We start from the raw sequence: 18,284 nt of genomic DNA, 5'->3' as shown, positions 1-18,284 counted from the left end.
ATTGGTTATAACTGCATTCAAAACCAATTCATTCGACGCGAAATCGAGAAGAAAGGAAAATTTGAGTTTACGAGAAAAGCACCACAACACTTTTGCGAACATAGAACTCCGTCATCGAACAAACAGAACATTTGTCTGGTTTCATTCAATGTACTGAACAATGCGACTGAGGATATCCTAGATTTTTTCTCTCATAAGAATAGCAATTTAGTCGTGTATGACGTACCCGATGGAAATGCAGATATTGAACTGTGCAAATATAGAAGCCTTAAAGGTATTCTTTATCAAGATGCTCCTATTGAGCACCTGTTTAGATGTTTAGATGCGGTAAGTACGCATGACATGTGGCTACCACGTAAACTAATGGTGCGAATGCTCAAAGAGTCTAGACCTTACGTATTAAACTACAAGGAATTGAGCACTAATCTGACTAAACGAGAACAACAAACTTTAGAGCGATTGGTTCAAGGCCAATCAAATTTAGAGATTGCAGAGGCACTTTTTGTCGCTGAAAGCACCGTAAAAACACATGTCTACAAACTATACAAAAAACTCAACGTAAAGAGTCGAAAAGAAGCAATTAGTAAGATGTCTCATCAACTATTTGAACACAGCAAGTAGAAAATATTCATGGCTGAAGGAAGGGTAACTTCAGCCAAAACTCATTAGTAAGCCCGCGAAAAACTTCTTGTCACTGATATTCAATCATGTTTGATTTTGCTACTGTTTACCTATCTACTACAACTATAAGCGTAAAGTCAGTATGCGAATTCTCCTCATTCTTATTGCATCTTTTCTTACATTTTCCCAACTTAGCTTTGCCGAGCCTGTCAAACACTCAGACAGTGAACTATTGGACCGTCCGCTCATGGAGCGGTATATCCTTGATGAGCTAAAATCTTTGCGCCAAGACCAGCAGGATCTTGAAAAGAAACTAACAATACAAATGACAGATCGTGAACTTGCCGTTGCTGACAAATCACTTAACTATGCCAACGTAACCGTTACCTACTTTTTCTATATTATCGCGGGAGTTGCATCCTTGATAGCATTTGTAGGTTGGCAGTCTTTACGTGAGTTTAAGAACAACACCAAAGAAATGGCTGACAAACGCTTAGAAGCCATCGCTGAAGAGTATGAGAAAAAATTCAGCGCTCTTGAAAGAGATTTGAAAAGAAAGACGCGTATTATCAGCGAGAATAACAAAGAAATTGAACGAATTAACGAAATACACAATCTATGGCTTCGCGCTCAAAACATGCCAACTGCAGAGCAGCGTATCGAGGTTTACGACGAAATCCTATCCATTCGACCAGGTGATCTAGAAGCACTCACATACAAAGCCGATGCCGCCATGGAGATAAAAGAGTACAACTGGGCATTAAGCTTGTGTAACCGCGTCTTAGAGCTCGATACAACAAATGGGCCGGCTCTCTATCAACGCGCATGTGCATTTTCACGCTTAGGTATTGAAGAGCAAGCTATTGAAGATCTTGAGCGCGCAATTGAAGCGACACCATCAATTAGAGACTTGATCAATACTGAACCAGATTTGGAAGGGCTTCATGGGAACCCGCATTTTGAATCACTGATATCAGCTAATGATGAGTAAATAGCGAGACGTGAACAAAGTTAACGTTAGTTTCCTAGCCTAACTAACTCAAAATGTATTCGAAAAAGACAACGTTACTGTCTTGCGCAGCTAGCTTTTTAAAACCAAGCTTTGTCAGTAAACCTGCTGACGCTTGGTTTTGAGAGTCCACTCCACCAACCAAACGCTTCCAGCTGGTTTGAGTCAACGCGAACTCAATAAAAGCTTTAAGCAGCTCTTTTGCAAATCCCTTCTGCCAATGGGGCTCTCCTAATAGAAAACCTATATGCACATCACCATCGCAGCCTTCATAAGTAAAAAGAAAACCGAGCGCCTCACCAGTTTGTATACTCCTAACCAAATAGAGCTGACTCTCCGATAGCATTTTATTTAACCACTCTTTAGCAGCGCTTTTAGTCGTCAAATCATGAAAGTAAGGAGGTAGGTTCTCTACTACATTTTCCGTTAATATATCAGGCAGTTGTGTAACCAGCGTGTCTTTTTTAAGCGAGTCAAAATCAGAGTTAATACTGATAATCTCAAGCCGTTCTGTCATTAACGTTGCCATATACGCTCCTCTAATCACCTTCAAAAATCATCTCTATCATTTACAGCATTTCTACATAAGTTGCCAGTCGCCTTCACTCTTCTCCTCTTACAGGTGAAGATTACGCTGCTATTTTTCAGAAATAAGATGAGCACGAGATGCAACCCAGTTGAATTCATTCGAAAAAGCAAATTGCAAAACCTAGACATTCATCTATCAATCACTCCCTATGTCAAAGCTTAACCAATAACCTCACTAAAACCTGTTGATGATCTCACGCAGCTCTGACGAGCGACAACTGTCATAACTTACCATTAAGCCACCTCCCCCAACCCATAGGAAAGTAAGATGAAAAAAGCGCTATTACTTTTAAGCCTTACTGGTGCTGTAACTGTACTCGCAGGCTGCCAAGATGAACAAGTTGTTGAACCCACTGCATCAGCAGAACAAGTTGTAGTTGAAACGGAAATTACCGCACCTGAAAATGACGCGACCGAAACAGAGTTAGCGACAATAGATGAACACACAGCGAACAACGCTCTTGATTGGAACGGCACTTACTTTGGCACCCTTCCTTGCGCGGATTGTGAAGGCATCGAAACTCAAGTCACACTTAACCATGATGGTAGCTACAGCGTGAATCAAACTTATCTAGGTAAAGAAGATGGGGTCTTCCAATCACACGGCCAGCTTAGCTGGAATGATAAAGGAACAATTATTACCCTAGAAAATGAAAGTGGTGCCAACCAATACTTTGTTGGTGAAAACGTGCTGTTCAAATTAGATATGAATGGAAAGCGAGTAGAAGGTGATCTCGCTGAGCACTATCAACTTCAAAAGCAGTAATACATCTCTATACATAGAGAAAACAAAAGGAGCCATCTAGGCTCCTTTTGTTTTTAAGAATTTTTACTGCGAATCATTCGGCGTAAACGAGAGCGTCGCTCTGCTGCCCCTTGGTTTGAATCACTTGGGTTGTTTTGACGCGTTCTACGGTTCTTGAACGCTGGCTTAGTGTGCATACGTTCTAGTAGCGCGTCTCGGTTTTTCGGCTCGTACCCTTCTAACTCTTTACGATAGATACGCTGGCCGATTAAGGTCTCAACCTGTTGCAGCGTAAGCTCTTCTTCGCGGTTTACAAAAGATACCGCATTACCTCGCTGACCCGCACGTCCAGTACGGCCAATACGGTGCACATAATCTTCCGCTAAGAATGGCATATCAAAGTTCACCACGTGTGGCAGATTTTGAATGTCGAGACCACGAGCGGCAACGTCCGTTGCAATCATTACGCGTGCTTTGCCCGATTTAAATTCATCTAATGCACGACGACGTGCACTCTGCGCTTTATCACCGTGACAAAGTACCGCTTTAATACCGTCTAGCTTCAGCTCTTTCACAAGCTCATTCGCTGTCTCTTTGTAGTTTACAAACACCAGTACTTGCTGCCAGTTTTTACGACCAATCAGTTCAGAAAGCAGTTCACGTTTCCGCTCTTGTTCTACAGGGTAAACCACGTGCGCAATCGTATCGGCAGTCACGTTTTCACGCGCTACGGAAACACGTTTTGGTTGGCGAAGAATTTTGCCCGCCAAGGTGTTCATTTGAGCTGAGAATGTGGCGGAGAAAAGCATCGTTTGTGGCTTAGTATTAACGCCCGCCATAATACTCTCAATCGCAGAGATAAAGCCCATATCCAACATGCGATCAGCTTCATCAAAAACTAAGAACTCTAGGTTTGCTAGAGACACATTGTTCATATCCATGTGCTCAATCAGACGACCAGGAGTCGCGACTAACACATCTACGCCAGCTTCCAACGCTTTCTGTTGAGATGACATTTTCGCGCCGCCGTAAATGGCCACGGTCTTCACATCTGTGTACTTGGTGTAATCTTGGATGTTTGATGCGATTTGCGCCGCAAGCTCACGAGTTGGAGCCAGAATGACCGCACGAGTTTGGTGACGTTGGCGCGGCTTTTCGTTTTCCAGAATGTTCTGGACAATAGGAAGAGCAAACGCTGCAGTTTTACCTGTGCCGGTTTGCGCATTAGCTAGAATGTCATGCCCTTTACGAGCAAAAGGGATCGCCTTTTGTTGGACTGGAGTCAGTTTCTCATAGCCACACTCTGTAAGTGCTTTCACGATTTCTGGAGAAAAGTTTTGTGATGCAAATGACATATGTTGTTCCTAAAGCTAACGGCTAATTCAAAGCATAACCAAAATAACGGTCGCAGATTATAGAGCAATATTCGAATCATTGGGGAGTTATTTTAAATTTAGTCAACATAACGGTGAAAATCGCAGCGAACTTGTCGAAATTTGCCAGCAATGTAAACGAAAAGAGCCCAATTAAGGGCTCTAGAGCGTTAGATGTTAGGTCTTGCTGTCTCGTCAGCGGAAGGCGGTAAGTGTGGCAACGTAATACTCGGCTGCTCACCCGTTAACGATTTGAGGAACTCAGTAATCTTACCGGATTCATCTTTAGTCAACTTTTTGCCCAGCTGTAAATCCGCCATCATCGAAACGGCTTCTTCCAACTGCCAGACAGAACCATCATGGAAGTAGGGATATGTAAGTTCAACGTTTCGTAAGGTCGGAACCTTAAAGACAAACTTATCAAACTCGTTTCCAGTAATGGCTTTGCGCCCAATATCTGGGTTATCGGTCGCGAACGGTTTCACGAGTCCCATTTTCTGGTACATCTGACCACCAGCAAGCGGGCCACTGTGACACGCGGTACACCCTTTCTCTTTAAAGAGCTGATAGCCTTCAATTTGAGCGGTCGTCAGCGCGCTGTCCTCCCCTTTGAGCCATTGATCAAAGGGCGAGTTCGGCGTGCGAAGGGTTTGCTCGAACGTGGCAATCGCGTCGGTGACCTCAGTGATTGTGATCGTGTCGACACCATACGCCGCTTTAAACCAAGCCTGATATTGGGGAATAGACTGTAACGTATCAACCGCTAAATCATGGCTGAACGCCATTTCCAATGGATTTTCAATTGGACCCGCCGCCTGCTCGCGCAAATCTTTAGCCCTACCGTTCCAAAATTGAACGAAGTTAAGATCGGAGTTCAAGACAGTTGGAGAGTTAATAGGACCTATCGCCCATTTGTGACCGATCGAACTTGGGAGGTTGTCTACCCCGCCTTTCGCTAGGTTATGGCAAGAGTTACAAGAGATGGTGTTCGAGGCTGATAAACGTGGCTCAAACCAAAGTGTTTTACCCAAGTCGACTTTGCTCTGGTCCAAGCCAACAACAGGCTCTATGACTTGGATTGGCTCGCTCGATTGCCGCTCGGCAAAGGCAGAAAACGACAACGCAGTTAAGAGACTGGCAGCTATCAGTGTTTTCATAGTATGGCTTCCTTTTCAAGTGATGGTATATCTCACTAGAGTGGCGCAATTTCTTATTGATGCGCTCTGGAAACCACGGTAATAGAATTGATTTCAGCTATGAAATGCAAAAAATCGATGGTTCTTATGGCAAAAAACGATGTTAAAACTGATTATTTTTTAAACACTACGGCCAATAAAGCACACAGGATTTGATTAACATTCATGAAACAAATCTATTAACAAAATAATCAATGATAAGATTGACCTATATCAATTAACGACCTTCTATTGTAAACCAAACAAATAACGTAAAATAAATCATAAGTTTAGTGAGAATATAAACTTGTTAGTTAACCTTCCCTTCTAAATTCAACCAATACAATGACGCAGCAAAGCCGAACAAATGCTCGGCTTTGCTTGGTTCCATTAATGGAAATACACGACCATCTCCACATCGTCGCCTTGTCCATCGGCAACCAGTGAAAAGTGCACATACCCAGCTTCCTTTACCGAAAGCTCTAGGTATTCATTACTGCCCCAATAGTTGGATGCGTACTCGTACTGCCCCTCGGTTGGCCAATAGGTTTGGCTGGCGTACAAATCAACGTTGCCGCGCCCTGACTTGTCCGTTAGCCATACTCTTACTTGTTGAACACTTTGCGGTACATAAACCGCAGCGTAGCGTTGTTGGTGCACCGTTAAAGTTCGCGCTTGGCCAGATTTCAGAACCACTGGAGTTAAGTCATCTTGCTCTTGTGATGGTGGCGCTGGAATTTCTGTTTCCAATGATGCTTTTAACGCCACATCATTAAAGTCCGAACGGCCCGCAATGCTGATGTAGTAACGACCCGGTTTGATGTAACCCGATTGCTCTTGCTCAAATGTCACAATTTCGTTGCTGCCATCGCCATATTGGCTGTATTCAAAATCGTAGTAATGGGCTTCTTTTTCAAAGCTGATGTACAAATCTGCATCGCCTTGGCTATCACCATGAATTGCCACATCAAAGTGAGTCGTGTTCTCTGGCACATCAACGTAGTACAGCTGCTCGCTATATGCTGCACCACTGAGCACCACACTCTGATTTGCTGCGAGTTGCTTTACTTGATCAGAAGGCTCTGTCGGCTCAACCGGATTTGGATCTGGGTTCGGTTCAGGCTGCTGAGGTTCACTAGAGACAGAATCTAGCCAACGGGAAAACTCACCATTGTACTGCTCACCCAATAACTGTGCCTGCTCAGCCCACTCAGCAAACTGACCAGTTCGAGAAAGTGCCAGTAAGCTATCCACCTCTCGCGGATGCTCTTCCAACATAAAGCGCACTGCGAGATAGCCCCAGCGATAGACCCGATTGGTATCGTGAGAGTAAGTAGTCGCGAATACATCCGATAGGCTCATCTTTCCACTAGCAATTATGCCAATCGCTGCCTCGTAACCTTGTTTGTAATGCATGTATTCAGCAAAACCTTCTAGCCACCAAACAACGTAGCCATGCGCCAAATTGTCACTGAACGATCCATACTGATTAAAGCGAGCATCGAGGTAATGAACATATTCGTGCTCTAGATTGAGAATAGAGAGCGCCTCACCGTTGTCATAGCGGTAAGCGACAAAGCGCGCCACGTTGCCTGCTTGTGCCGGATTACCTTCCAAATACTGACCGCCGTTATCTGTCGTGTTACCAAACAAGAAAGAGGAGTAATCCACATAGCTGCTATTGTTGGCAAACACGGCGACTTCAACTCGCTCATTGCTGTCATCTGCCACAGGTTGATAGCCCGTATTCGCCACTTGATGGAAGTCAGCCTCTTTTTCAGCCAACACGTCACAGGCACGAATCGCTTGATCTTGCGTGAGATCTTGAGAGCGAATGATCGCAGGTCCTTGACACTCATGACGATTAGGCAGTACGCGAGCCGCCAAATCACGTTTCGCCTGCTCGATATCCAAACCATTCAACCCCTCTGGCGCGTAAAAGCTCATCATCTCGACGGCGGCCAGCCACAACTTGTCGTGTTCACTACCAAGCGGGTTTTGCTCCATCACTTGCTGCATAGCGCGCAGCGCTTTCTCTTTGGTGGCTTGGTTTGGGCTGGCTAGTAAACGTCCGGTTTCGCGAACGGCGTTGTAAACCAAGAAGCTCGCATCTGTATCCAATGCCCAAGCATTATCACGAGCAAACGCTGCTAACGTATCAATGTGCTGCGTATGGTTCGCCATGTATTGGTAGAAATCATTTCGCGCCGTATGGCCAGCCATCGCACGAAAAAGATTATTCAGCCCATCGACCCACTGTGTGTCTTGCGCCGTCTCACGATTGAAGTGACGTAGCGCCGCAAGTTGCGCGTCCATTGTGAGAGGCAGTTGCTTCACATTGTCGACCATCAACGTCAGACTTTTCATCGCCCCCACTTGTTCGCGCCCTTGGTCTAGCGCGTGTGGGTTGGCCAAAAACGCATTAATCGACTGAGCAAAACGTTGGCCTAAAGCCTGAGAGAAGTCCGGCTGTTGCGCGTTAGAACGAACGTAATAAGCCGCACGTACAAACTCACCCAGGTTTTCGAGTTTGCGCGCTTGCTCTGCTTCACCGCGATAGCTTGCGATGGCTTGATTTAACGCGATTTGAATACGGCTTAAGCTCGCTTCACTGTAGATATCGTCGAGTGAATCAGCAGGTGCAGAAAACCAATCACTGTAACAATGATGAGAGGCTTCAGACACAGCAGACGCAAGATCAGGGGCTTGTTGAAGATCGGTGACATCGCACTGCTTTTGAGCGAATGAGAAACTGGAAACACCAGCAAGCATGCAAGCGAGCGCCAAGCGATGACGTGGGAATAGACGGGTATGAGACATAACAACACTCATTGATTAGTTATATATTTGAGCGCGTTGTTATATTCACTACAGCATCCAAAATGAATTGAGTTGCATAAAATTTATGAGGCTAGTTCATAAAATAGATATTTAGCTCCAATTTATAAAGCAGCTTGCCAACTATAGCTCTGAGAAATGTTGTACAACTGATTGAAATATCAAAGATAAAGTCAGCGGACTAGAAAGAGAAAAGCCAGACTTGAGCCTGGCTTTAGTTAGTAATTTTTACCATCAATGAGTCTTAGCGGGATATCTTTCAAGGCTTCCTCTTCTGCCATTCGCATATTGATCGCTACAACATCAGTATCGCACGTCTCTGTCGTAACATAGTGTGTTAAACACCCGCACAGATTACAGCGATGAAACTCTACTTCTTTGTCTCCCCAAATATAAAACACAGAAGGCTCTTTCAAATAGCGAACCGTTACTTGCTCTGGTGAGTAGTACGCCCAATACGCTGCGTATCGGCGGCAGATAGAGCAATTACATGATGCTATCTCTTTCGGAAGATCCGCTTTAACAACGATGTTACCGCAATGGCAGGTGATTTCCATATCCACTCTTATCTCTAACTATGTCGATACAATAACTAACCACAAATCCCTCAATTTAATCCGAATAAAGATCACAACTCACGAACTCTTTCTGGTGAATCGTCACTTGTCATCCATATTTAACGTGCCAGTCATATTAATTAATAAGAATGATTGCTCTAACACAAACTATGGAAAAACAAGATGAAATTGACGCAGTGGACTCTTTTGCTAGGCGCTTTGGTTGCGCTACCTAGCTTAGCAGATACGGATGTATACCTGACGAATAACTCAGCTCAGCCGCTAACTATTCAAGTGAAACACGAAGGCAGTGATTTACTGAAATACGGTGAAGAATGGCAACAGCATGTGCAAGTGCTCGGTCCTTGGGAAACCAAATCAATATTGAGCTTTAACCGCTGGGAGGGCGTAAAGTCTGGCCAGCACTATCGCTTCGACACTGTGGTTTCTAACCCACTAGGTGAAAGCGTCACCTTGAAGCAAGTCATGAAAGGTCATTGGTACAACTCAAGCATTGAATATGGAGTCTCTGCGGCGGATGTGGATCTCGCGCTAAAAGACGATCGCAATATTCACCGCTCTAGTACCAATGCATTTGGTGAGCGCACGTCAGAACTGGCGTTTAAGTCTGCCAGCACAGCTCGCTATGATGATTTGTACTACACCATCACGCCTAGCAAGGTCGATGAGGTCGTCGATACCGATGAGCAAAACCTCAAGCTGATGACTTACAACATCTGGGCACTTCCGGCGATTGCTTCTCATATTGGCGATCGTTACGAGCTGATTCCTGACTACGTCAAAGGTTACGATGTTTTAGCGCTGCAAGAGGTCTTTGCCAGTGGTCGTGATGCCTTCTTGCGCGAGCTCGCAAAAGAGTACCCTTATCAAACAAAGATACTCGACAAAGATGGCTTTAACATCCATGACGGCGGCGTCGTCATTGTGAGCCGCTACCCTATCGTTAATCAGGCTCAATACGTATTCCCAGATTGCTCGGGTACGGATTGCTTTGCCGATAAAGGCGTGAATTATGCGGAGATCATTAAAGGCGGTCAGGCTTACCACGTGTTCGCAACGCATACCGCCTCTTTTGATACCGACACCGCACGTGAGTATCGTCAGCGTCAGTTCAAGCAGATGCGAGCTATGGCGAAGTCTCTGAACATCCCAAGCGGTGAAACTGTGGTTTACAGTGGTGACTTCAACGTCAACAAATTGAAGTTCCCAGGTGACTATCAACAGATGATTGCTAACTTGAGTGCAATCGAGCCCCGGTACTCTGGTTATACAGCGTCGACCTTCGATCCTCGCATCAACAACTTTGCCGGTGACGCTTTATCTGGTGGCGAGAATGTAGAGTACCTCGACTACGTGATGGTGAGTAATGAATACGGCGTGAAGTCATTTAACGATAACCGTGTCGACGTTCCGCGCTCTACCGCTGAGAGTTTGTGGAAACACTACAATCTATCGGATCATTTCCCTGTTAGCGCCGTGATCAAGCCATGAAGCGTATTCTACTAATCTCTGTGCCCGCCATTTTGGCGTGCATAGTTTGGGTTTCTGTTGCCGGGGATGAGAATCAAGAAGCGCCGTTACCGATAACAACCTCCTCAAATAAGGCAGAAAATCCATCGCCCAACGACGTTTTTTCAAGTTCAGTTCAAAGCGCAGACGAACAACCAGAGTCAAAAGGAAAACACTCAACATCCCCAATCAATGGGCTTGCTGAAGTGTTAAGTGGCGCAAAGGGGCGAGCATTGAAAGGTGAAATCGAATCCTTTTGGCATCGTTGCACAACCCGCAACAACTGCGAATCTCAACTTACCGAACTGGAAAGCCGTTTATCGAAAGAGCGGTTTGTTTTGCTCGTGAACTACCATCGGCTCAATGATGAATGGCAGCAAAGTGTCGGCAATTTGTTGTTCGATGATCAGCAACCGCTCGCCTCTCGCATTGCTCTTCTCAAATCGGAAGCAAGAAAGATTTGGGGAGAGTTGGCGGATGTCATTTTTGCTGATGAGTTTGCGTTGTACGACTTCAGTTTACAGGCAGAACAGTTAGGCGCAGCGCCCGCGCAAGACTACGTACAAGCCTTTGACGATTTAGTGAAAAATTGGCAAGGCAGTGAGGAAGCTCTGGGATTAGCCAGTGAGCAAGCAAAATACGAACGAGCCGTCACGTTAATTCCGAACCATATTAGCCAAAGTGAACGCGAGGCGTTAGTTCAGGCACTTGCGCAAACATACTTGACGCAACAACAGAGTGACGACATTCAGGCTCGCAAGCAGCAAATCGTCGATCAGCAACATCAAGTTCGTGACTATCAGCACGAGTTAGAACAGCTGAAATCTACCCTAGAAGCGCAGCGTTCAAGTAGCCATGCCCACATGTCAGAGCCACAATGGCAGAGCTATTACCAACAGCAGATCGCGAGCTTTCGTCGTGATTTCTTTGCAAGCTAAAGCCGAAATCAATGGATAGAAAACACGTAGTAGCAAGGCATGTCGCTCACCAGAATGTGAGCGACAGCCACTAATTTGAGTTCATGATTACAATACACGCAAGCACTCTTCCGGCGGTAAGCTCAACAATGTGTTTGCGAAGTTTATCTTCTCATCTCGCCATCTTGCCGCGGCTTCGCGGCTATCTTGTGATTGGCGATCGGCTTCAAAATAGGTTTGACGAGGCAAACCATTCGCTGGTGTCATCACCATCGATTGCTCGTTGGCTCGAATGGTAAACAAGAACTGTCCACGTTGACCAGATTGGGCGGCAGGGTGATTCAATGTCGTATCGCAGCAGTAGCGACGATCTCGCAGCGCTCGACAGGTGTATTCAAAAGCATCTTGGACACCGCGGCCAGGAAACGCCGTATAGATGCTAATGCCGTCACGCTGCAACGGGAAGTCTCCAGCAGACAGTTGCACCGCATATTGCATCATCCGAAAGCCGAGCACGACCCCACCAATACTATTTAAACCACTAAACTGAATGGCTCCTTCCAAGCTTAGTTTCAGTCGGTCTTCACCTTCATACAAATAGAGATCTGGAGATACCCAATCGCTTTTTGGAATCAGAAGTTGTGTGATGTCGGAATGTCCCATTTTAGTCTCCAAGATTGAAGTTTATCGCGAGACATTAAAGATATAGTAATGATAATTATTATCAATTAATTTGTTCTTATTTCTATATCACTATCCGAATAATTCGCTTTCATAGGCACACAAAACATCCAGCGTAGAATAGTTTTCGTACCTGCACTAAATAGCATCACCTTTCCTTCAAACAAAAAACGAGAAAATATTGCACATTTCTCAGTCACACTCTGATAAGGTATTGAGAGGGGATGATTTTTTGTGTGATGAGTCGAATGGATTTACTCAGCCAGTTGCAATTTTCTGTATCAATCACAGGGCCAATTTGTTTGATGTTGGTGCTGGGTATCGTATTCAAACGTATTGGTTTGATAAACGACAACTTCATTGAGATCGCCTCAAAACTGGTGTTTCAAGTGACACTCCCTACCATGCTGTTTCTAAGCATCGTAGTTTCAGAACATGATATCTCAGCCGCGAGTCACTTCATCTTGTACGGAGTACTGTCCAGTGTGGCGTTTTTCGTGTTTACATCAGTTTGCGTAAAGGCGCTCTTTCCAACCTCTCCAGACCAAGGCGTGATCATACAGGGCGGGTTTCGCGCGAACACTGGCATTATCGGCATCGCTTATGTTGCCAATGCCTATGGTGAGCAAGGCATTGCATTAGGCGCGATATTTGTCGCCGCAACCACATTGGTTTACAACGTGTTGGCGGTGATTTGCCTCACTCCTAAGCATCAAGAGTCCGGAGCAAAGGTAGGTAAAATGATGGCGGCTACATTGACCAAAAATCCTCTCATCATCTCTATTTTGCTCGGCATCGCGTTTTACATTCTTAGCATTCCTGTGCCAACCATTGCGATTGATGCAGGCAACTACCTTGCCAAAATGACATTACCTCTTGCCCTTCTGTGTATTGGTGGTTCACTTAATTTAAACTCTCTCAAGAAAGAACAAGCGCCCTCTTGGACGGCAAGCGGATTTAAGTTGGTGGCCGCACCAATACTCATCACTGGATGTGCCTATTGGTTAGGGTTTGAGGGGATGGAGCTTGGAATCATCTTCTTTATGAACGCTGCGCCAGTGGCGTCTGCCAGTTACATTATGGCAAGGGCGATGAACGGAAACGCTGTGCTCGCGGCCAATATTATTGCGCTAACCACGATTCTTTCCACATTCACTTGTACCTTTGGGCTTCTATTGCTGACGCTGTGGCGTCTAATTTAAAAAAGAGCGAGGCCAAACCTCGCTCTTTTGATTCATTGTTACTGATACTGGGCTGATAACACCTGTTGGATGTGCAAGCTCGTCTCGCAGACATCATGGTCATGGTGGTGACTATGACCGTGGTGATGGTGACTGTGACTGTGACTATGGCTATTTAGCTTATTAAGAACGTATCGATTATTTTCGTTCAATAGCATCCCTGTTCGACCCGATGTCACAGGAGCGACCAGACCACGATATATCGTTGCTTCCACTCCAATCTGGTTGATTGTTTCTGGTGAAACAACGTAAGGGTTGGCATCTAGCACCGTGAAGTCTGCGTACTTTCCAGCTTCTATCGTTCCTACTTTATCCTCCAACCTAGCGGTATAAGCTGCGTTAATTGTGATTGCTTTCATTGCTTCATCAACCGTAATACGTTCTTCCGCGCCCATTACTGTTTCTCCTGATAACCCAATCCTATTTACAGCAGCCCAAACTAAACTAAGCGGCTGAGCGGGAGCCATTGGCGCATCAGAATGCAGAGAGAGCAGCCCACCAGCATCTATGAACGAACGTCCTCTTGACATAACAGCGGCTCGTTCCTCTCCCACACCATCTTGGCTATACAATTCAGCCAACACATGAGTGTAGTATGGGTTTACACTGAAGTTCGCTCCGGACTCAACAGCTCTAGGAATATCTTCTTTGTCAGTAATGCCCAAATGATGGAAACTGGTTCGGTGATCGTTTCGCGGTGACTCTTCATTCAAGCTTTCTAAAATATCCAACGCTGCGGCAAAGCCTAAGTCACCATTTGCATGAATCGCGATTGTATAGTCATCATTCCAGTATGGGCGCATACTGTCTTCCAGTTGCTCGGGTGTTTGCAGCCACTCACCTTCATGACCATCGGTGTAACCATCTTTTAGCTGCATCAACTGACTATACATCGCACCATCTGCAAACAGCTTGACGAACTTTGGCAGCCATTGAATTTGCTCTTGCCCCTGCATCTGCTGAGTTTGCGCTTCAGCAATAGCCTTTCCTCTTTCTGCATCAAACTCTCCCATCATGTAGGTAATGTTGCCAGCAGGGATCAACCAGTAGTCCATAGGCAATTGACCATCCAATAAAACAGACAGCATCTGGTCATAGAGTTCCGGAGTGATCACGACACCAGGATCTACCGCTGTCGTAATACCGCCAGCATGGACATAGTCTTTCGTGCGCTCAAGCCCCGTTGCAAAGCGACCACTTTCCATCACAAACTTTAGAACATTGGGCAGCAACACTTTCATACCATTCTCATAAGCATGGCCGCGTCCCCAGTCGAGCTGATCGTAGCCAGCTCCATCGCCCTGCCAGTCGGACTCTTGCCATCCAAGCATTGCAATCGCCGCATCATTCATGAAAAACTCATGGGCACTGCGATGCCATACAATTATTGGGCGCTCGTTCGACACTTGGTTGAGCAATTCACGACTCATTTCGCTCCCATGAAAGTAGTTATGATAGCCCCAAGTAAACAAAGGCTCACCTTCAGGTAACGTTTTGTTCAATTCATTTAAACGCGCAAAATAGGCTTCGTTGCCTTGTACACCTTTAACATCGCCCCAAGGGAAGCTCCAATCTGCAGGAGTCACAAAATCTGTACTTAGGAATATTGCACTCATCCAAAGGTGAATATGAGGCTCTATGAAACCAGGAGTGATAACCTTATCAGAGAAAGTTTTATCAAGCGTATAACCATCAAGGTGATGATACTTCTTGTTGAGGGCTGTTTTATCCCCTACTTCCAAAATGACACCATTTTGTACCGCAACAGCGTTCGCGTTTTCCGGAGTGCTATCAACCATCGTCAAAAGATCATTTGCAACAAAAACAGTCACTGGGGCATCGGACTGTAAATCAACCTGCGCTAAGTTTGCTTTGTTAAAATCAGATTGGCTACACCCAACTACTATAGAAACGCTTACCGCCAACGCACTATATCGAAGTACTTGTTTCATCTTGTTCACCTATCAATATTGGATTTACTGTCCTATCTCTATTTAGAGCGTGAGTTGGCTCTAAAGGTGATCTCCTTATCCTCGATGACGCTACTCTAACAAGCTATATTCGTTCTAAATAATACATATTGATGGGTAAAATCCATCATTTGGAGTTGTTATGTTTTCATACGAACACCTCGCTTCCTTCTGCGCCACGGTAGAAGAAGGAAGCTATAGCCAAGCGGCCAAAAAGCTCAACAAAGATCGCACAACCATCCGCGAACAAATTAAAGCATTAGAAGATAGCTATGCTGTGGAGCTATTTGATATTCAAGGTAAAAAAGCTGTTGTAACTGAGGAAGGCAAAGCCGTTTATCGACAAGCGAAATTGCTAGTTCGTAATAGTGAACAACTCCACACTCGAATGATGGATAGCTACAAAACAGAGTACACCCACTTCGATATCTACCATGACATTTTGGTGCCAAACCAACTCATTCTCCATTTAGAACGATACATTTCTGAAGCGTTCCCTCATATCCAAGTTAACTGGTTGCATCGCAATAGATATGAAATCATTGACCGAGTTTGCACTGAAAAGAATGCGCTCGCCATTATGCAAAATAAACTCATCAATAGTGCAGAGAAAGCATACGATTACATAAACTTAGGCACAGACGAGCTATCGGTATACTGTCGCCCAACGCACCCGTTAACGGAGCTGACGCAAGTCACCATCGGAGATCTAGAATTAGCAAAGCAGTACATCAGTGAAAACCATTATTACACCATGCCCGAAGTATTCCATGTATCCGCAAACCGTCGTTTAATTAGTAATAACGATGTACTTATAAAGCTACTGCAAGATGATGGTTGGGCAATACTCAGCAATAGCTTAGTCGAACCGTTTGTCCAAGCTGGTAAACTAACGGCATTACCGATAAAAGAGATGACGAATACGCTGAAGATTGGTTTATCTTTTTACTATCCCCTCACCTTAAAAAGCTCTAAAGAACTAGATGGGATAACAAAAACATTGAAGAGCTACGCGAGCAAATACCTAGCTTAATGCTACTCTAAGCCGCGAGAGTTAAAAGAAAAAACTCATCCCTGAGCGAACTTATCCTTCGTTGAGCCTATTCTTCTAGAAGAACCACTTCACCCCTATTTCAGCTTGGAGTTCGATGTCTCCGTCGATCTCAAAGCCATCCGGAGTAACGATATCTGTGCTGCCATACTCTAGTTTTGTCATCAACCATTGAGTACGGTCTGATTTGATGGGAGCGTTGAACATAACATTAATGGAACTAGATTCCATCTCTACTGTATCGCCTTCGACTTTAAAATACTCTGGCCACGCTTGAACAAATGCGCCACTGTCACCAATCGGCTGAGTAACGAACAAGTTCAACATATAGCCATCCGCTGATTCTCCGAATACCTTACCAGTCGTATAAGCGACATTTGGAAACACCATAGCCCCTGCGGTGTATTGTGGGTTGATTAGACCAATCGCTCCGAGTGAAAGCAACGTAGTATCTTTGTAACCTAGGTCTTTCAGTACCCCTGCGCTACCATTTTGATGGATCAAATCAGTCGATAGGCCAATTCTTGGCATAAACGGGTTATCCATAGCATGCACTTGGAAGTACTGCGCGCGACTCTTTTGGTAATCTATACCAAATTTATCTTTGCCTTGTTGCTTGGCTTTGTCGTTGCCGAAGTTACCCTCTACAAAGCCTGCGAACTGAACATCTTCACTCCACGCCCCTGTAAACATGGATGATACACGTACGTCCGCGTCAGAAGTGACAAACAGAGCAGCTTGAGTATATACACGAGTGAGATCGGATGGATCAATTACCTCAGAATCATCAGAGAAAACAGGTGTCGAAGGCAATGACAGTAAAGTGGTTACTAATAGTGTTTTTTTCATAAACGTTCCTTAGTAAGAATCCTACTAGCAAGCTTCCTTTCCCGCAGCGGATGAATCAGTTGAACGCCAATTTATAGAGAAATCTACACACTAAAAAGTTCATTTTGATGGGAAAAACCTAACATTATTTCTCCGTCTGTAGTAGATACCACTCTGTCATCCAATCGAGGATGCAAGCAAATACTTCAATGTCTGATTTACCAAAACAAAAAAAGGCGTTTAGACCAAATCGAAGCGACTGTTCGACCTCTTTCAATTTGATTTCGACAAGCTCACCTTTTTCTACCCAAGGGGTCATATAAGACTTAGGCATAGCCGTCCAGCCATTGAGTTTCACCAACTCACACAATAGATCACTATTGCTCACGGTATGGACTTTCGGTGAGATCTTCACGCTTAAAAAGTCTGAATTGAACGTGGCAAAATTTTCGGTGATGTATTGAGTATCTAGCATGAGCTCTTCAAGTTTGAGCGCTTTACGTTGCAATAGTGGGGAGTTCGAACCAACATAAAAACCAACTTCAACATTGCCTAATGCTTGCCAAGTGACTTCTTTTTCAGCAATCGCCCTGCCTTGATTAGGCAAGATCGCCATATCACACGTACCTTGCATAAGAAGTTCCAACGCTTGCTCACGGGTTCGATGCAGCCAGTTAACGGTAAGATCGTCTCGATACTTAAGCACTTGATCCTCAACATAAGCGATGAGGCTGAGTGGCGTAATTACGTCGTAACAAATATTAATTGTATGCACATCGGTTTCATACAGTGTCTGGCTCTGAGCAAAGAGCGACCGATTCTGCTTTTCAACCAATTTTGCTCGGTGGTAAAGCTGGTTAGCTTTATCGGTAGGAACGGCTTTTCTGCCGTTGATAACAAACAGCGAATAACCGAGTAAATCTTCATAGGCGACCACATGCTCACGAACCGTGGTACGTGACTTACCTAGCAGTTTTGCCGCATTGCTGTAAGAGCCTTGCTCATAAACCGCCACAAAAGCGCTAATTTGTTCCAATGTGTGCATTATTCAATTTTCTTTTTCGTCATTTGTTAGGGATACCCTAACATAATCGATTTCTTTGTTTTGAAAGTGCATGAAAGAATTGTAGCCAGTTCACTAAATAGACAAAAAGAAGAGG

16 protein-coding genes are annotated in these 18,284 nt (G+C 44.8%); 7 read left to right on the top strand and 9 right to left on the bottom strand.

Going from position 1 to position 18,284, the window contains the following annotated elements; translation table 11 throughout:
• Both AC4MRV_RS10860 and AC4MRV_RS10855 read left to right on the top strand, forming a co-directional pair.
• Positions 1 to 621, top strand: a 621-nt coding sequence (locus AC4MRV_RS10860; protein WP_491187365.1) for a helix-turn-helix transcriptional regulator, incomplete at its 5' end; no start/stop codon positions are given.
• 142 nt (positions 622 to 763) lie between these two features.
• On the top strand, positions 764 to 1,612 hold the full coding sequence (locus AC4MRV_RS10855) for a tetratricopeptide repeat protein (RefSeq protein ID WP_491187364.1): 849 nt from the start codon (positions 764 to 766) through the stop codon (positions 1,610 to 1,612).
• Positions 1,613 to 1,655: 43 nt separating this feature from the next.
• Here the strand turns inward: AC4MRV_RS10855 and AC4MRV_RS10850 are convergent, their stop codons facing one another.
• Positions 1,656 to 2,159, bottom strand: a complete 504-nt coding sequence (locus AC4MRV_RS10850) for a GNAT family N-acetyltransferase (protein WP_491187363.1) — start codon at positions 2,157 to 2,159, stop codon at positions 1,656 to 1,658.
• A 327-nt stretch (positions 2,160 to 2,486) separates the two neighbouring features.
• On the opposite strand from AC4MRV_RS10850, the gene AC4MRV_RS10845 reads away from it, so the two are divergent.
• Complete coding sequence (locus AC4MRV_RS10845) at positions 2,487 to 2,984, top strand: copper resistance protein NlpE (RefSeq protein ID WP_491187362.1); 498 nt, start codon at positions 2,487 to 2,489, stop codon at positions 2,982 to 2,984.
• A 53-nt stretch (positions 2,985 to 3,037) separates the two neighbouring features.
• Here the strand turns inward: AC4MRV_RS10845 and AC4MRV_RS10840 are convergent, their stop codons facing one another.
• From AC4MRV_RS10840 to AC4MRV_RS10825, 4 genes are all read right to left on the bottom strand, one after another.
• Positions 3,038 to 4,318, bottom strand: coding sequence for a DEAD/DEAH box helicase (locus tag AC4MRV_RS10840; RefSeq protein WP_491187361.1), 1,281 nt, complete (start codon positions 4,316 to 4,318; stop codon positions 3,038 to 3,040).
• Positions 4,319 to 4,506: 188 nt separating this feature from the next.
• Positions 4,507 to 5,493: a cytochrome-c peroxidase gene (locus AC4MRV_RS10835; protein WP_491187360.1), complete on the bottom strand. Its 987-nt coding sequence runs from the start codon at positions 5,491 to 5,493 to the stop codon at positions 4,507 to 4,509.
• A 408-nt stretch (positions 5,494 to 5,901) separates the two neighbouring features.
• Entirely contained in the window at positions 5,902 to 8,331 is a 2,430-nt protein-coding gene (locus AC4MRV_RS10830) for a M9 family metallopeptidase (protein ID WP_491187359.1), read from the bottom strand.
• Positions 8,332 to 8,567: 236 nt separating this feature from the next.
• Entirely contained in the window at positions 8,568 to 8,906 is a 339-nt protein-coding gene (locus AC4MRV_RS10825; RefSeq protein ID WP_491187358.1) for a GFA family protein, read from the bottom strand.
• Positions 8,907 to 9,089: 183 nt separating this feature from the next.
• On the opposite strand from AC4MRV_RS10825, the gene AC4MRV_RS10820 reads away from it, so the two are divergent.
• Together AC4MRV_RS10820 and AC4MRV_RS10815 are read left to right on the top strand one after the other, a co-directional pair.
• Positions 9,090 to 10,418 carry a sphingomyelin phosphodiesterase gene (locus AC4MRV_RS10820; RefSeq protein WP_491187357.1) on the top strand — a complete coding sequence of 443 codons (1,329 nt, stop codon included), beginning with the start codon at positions 9,090 to 9,092 and terminating at the stop codon, positions 10,416 to 10,418.
• Positions 10,415 to 11,374, top strand: a complete 960-nt coding sequence (locus tag AC4MRV_RS10815; RefSeq protein WP_491187356.1) for a chromosome partitioning protein ParA — start codon at positions 10,415 to 10,417, stop codon at positions 11,372 to 11,374. Before AC4MRV_RS10820 ends, AC4MRV_RS10815 begins: the two co-directional genes overlap by 4 nt.
• An 87-nt stretch (positions 11,375 to 11,461) precedes the next feature.
• Here AC4MRV_RS10815 and AC4MRV_RS10810 read toward each other — a convergent pair whose 3' ends face one another.
• Complete coding sequence (locus AC4MRV_RS10810) at positions 11,462 to 12,016, bottom strand: hypothetical protein (protein WP_331400782.1); 555 nt, start codon at positions 12,014 to 12,016, stop codon at positions 11,462 to 11,464.
• Positions 12,017 to 12,282: 266 nt separating this feature from the next.
• On the opposite strand from AC4MRV_RS10810, the gene AC4MRV_RS10805 reads away from it, so the two are divergent.
• Positions 12,283 to 13,236: an AEC family transporter gene (locus AC4MRV_RS10805; protein WP_491187355.1), complete on the top strand. Its 954-nt coding sequence runs from the start codon at positions 12,283 to 12,285 to the stop codon at positions 13,234 to 13,236.
• Positions 13,237 to 13,274: 38 nt separating this feature from the next.
• Here AC4MRV_RS10805 and AC4MRV_RS10800 read toward each other — a convergent pair whose 3' ends face one another.
• Positions 13,275 to 15,227, bottom strand: coding sequence for an amidohydrolase (locus AC4MRV_RS10800; protein WP_491187354.1), 1,953 nt, complete (start codon positions 15,225 to 15,227; stop codon positions 13,275 to 13,277).
• 160 nt (positions 15,228 to 15,387) lie between these two features.
• Here AC4MRV_RS10800 and AC4MRV_RS10795 point away from each other — a divergent pair, with 160 nt between their 5' ends.
• Complete coding sequence (locus tag AC4MRV_RS10795) at positions 15,388 to 16,278, top strand: LysR family transcriptional regulator (protein ID WP_491187353.1); 891 nt, start codon at positions 15,388 to 15,390, stop codon at positions 16,276 to 16,278.
• Between the two features lie 75 nt (positions 16,279 to 16,353).
• Here the strand turns inward: AC4MRV_RS10795 and AC4MRV_RS10790 are convergent, their stop codons facing one another.
• Complete coding sequence (locus AC4MRV_RS10790) at positions 16,354 to 17,145, bottom strand: hypothetical protein (protein ID WP_491187352.1); 792 nt, start codon at positions 17,143 to 17,145, stop codon at positions 16,354 to 16,356.
• Between the two features lie 124 nt (positions 17,146 to 17,269).
• A complete protein-coding gene (locus tag AC4MRV_RS10785; protein ID WP_491187351.1) occupies positions 17,270 to 18,169 on the bottom strand; it encodes a LysR family transcriptional regulator in 900 nt (299 codons plus the stop codon).
• Between the last annotated feature and the right edge of the window lie 115 nt (positions 18,170 to 18,284).

The sequence above is a fragment of the Vibrio sp. genome, assembly GCF_984391705.1.
Note: the sequence above shows the minus strand (reverse complement) of the source record. Positions and strands in the feature narration are given on the sequence as shown.